Here is a 1,483-nt window from a genome sequence, read left to right as displayed (position 1 = left end):
ACGCAAGCGAGGGCAGTACCGTAACAATGCGATGGTGCTGGCCGCGCGCAGCAAGAACCCGATTTATCTCAAGCTGCTACTAGACCACGGCGGCGATCCCAATACGCTCAACTCCAACGACGAGTCGCTGCTGTACGTGGCCTACCTGCGCGGGCAATGGCAGAACGTGCAGCTGTTGATCCAGCGTGGCGCGCGCATCAACGACGGCCTCTACGCCACGCTCAACGACAAGCGCGGTCACAACACCGTGCTCAACTGGTACGCCAGCCTGGGCAATTTCGACAAAGCCTATTGGCTGTTGCAGCACGGGGCCGATCCCGCACTGAAGATACGCGCCTCGGACGAAGCCAAATTCGCGAACGACCGCGACCGCATGCCCATCCTCGAGGAAATCTTCTGGCTGCCGGTGAAACCGCACATGGTCGAATGGCAACGTAAGTGCCAGATGTTCGCGCTGGCGCGCGGCCTGAAACCGCCGCCGATGCCCGACGCGATCCGGCTCAGTCGCAAAGGCCTGGGTCTACCCACCGAGGAAAAGGACATCCCGCTGCCGACGCTGGAGGAAGCCAAGCGCGCGCAGGCCTCCGCCGCGACGCCAAGCCCGGTGCCGACATCCCCGCCGGCGCACTGACAGCGCCGCGGCGGCGTGTGGATTCATTCCTCCGCCGAATCGAAAGCACCGTCCAGGTGCCGAAGCGTTCTTGAATCGCGCAGCACCCGGAAGCAGCTACCGCTCTCGCCCTCGAAATACAGCACCGCGTCGATCATGTGTTAGGCATCAGAGACGGGTCATGGCAACTAATTTTCTAGAATTTGAGATATCTAGTGGCGATCGCTTCCTCCACGCGGTCGCAGCACTCGACGCGCTCCAACAAGCCAAGACATCCGGCTCCTGGCAGGACGATGAGTATTGGCTCGGCTTCTTTGACAAGGAAGCTCGGTCCTCGTTTTGGTGGCCCACGCCCGAAGAGCAGGAGGACTGGTACAAGCGATGGACTGCCACCCCTCCGTCAAGGCGCGCGACAGATCCAGCATTACAAACGCCATGGGACTTTGGTTCCATGATCGATGCATTCAAGAACGGCGATTACGATCTGCTCGGGTGCGAACAAATTTCGGGCAGCCTTGGTCGGTTGAACTTCCGCCCACACGGCTGGCCATATGGCGGCGTGGGTTGCATGCGGGCGCTGCTAGAGTCATTCGGGCATCGGGTCGTTCAAGAGCCTGATGCCTAACAATTCATTCAAGCCGAAGCCGCTTCGCGGCTCGGCTTAATTCAGGAGTTCGAGCGCGCACGAGCCCACGATGTCGCGCTCTTGGCGACGTGGCGACTATCCCCGAACAGCGCCATGCTTGGGCCGAAACCATCACTTCAAGCCGCCTTGTCGAAACGTCGGCTTTGTTACATTCGGGCCGCCCCACGCCAAGGACGACCGCCACCATGACGCTGCCGCTACCGCCCTCGCCGCTGCGCCGCTGGACG

The 1,483-nt window shown here is 61.4% G+C and carries 2 protein-coding genes; both read left to right on the top strand.

Annotation, left to right across the window (positions count from 1 at the left end; all coding sequences use genetic code 11):
• On the top strand, positions 1–631 hold a 631-nt coding region (locus BMZ45_RS21020; protein WP_175489192.1), incomplete at its 5' end, for an ankyrin repeat domain-containing protein.
• Between the two features lie 160 nt (positions 632–791).
• Complete coding sequence (locus tag BMZ45_RS21770) at positions 792–1,235, top strand: hypothetical protein (protein WP_175489191.1); 444 nt, start codon at positions 792–794, stop codon at positions 1,233–1,235.
• The last annotated feature ends 248 nt before the right edge of the window (positions 1,236–1,483 follow it).

The sequence above is a fragment of the Lysobacter sp. cf310 genome (genome assembly GCF_900114355.1).
Classification (GTDB): Bacteria; Pseudomonadota; Gammaproteobacteria; order Xanthomonadales; family Xanthomonadaceae; genus Lysobacter.
This window is presented reverse-complemented; position numbering and strand designations above follow the sequence as displayed.

What these genes read in the sequence shown, in the direction of transcription:
- BMZ45_RS21770 (WP_175489191.1), top strand. Translation starts at nt 792, where the DNA reads ATGGCAACTAATTTTCTAGAATTTGAGATATCTAGTGGCGATCGCTTC.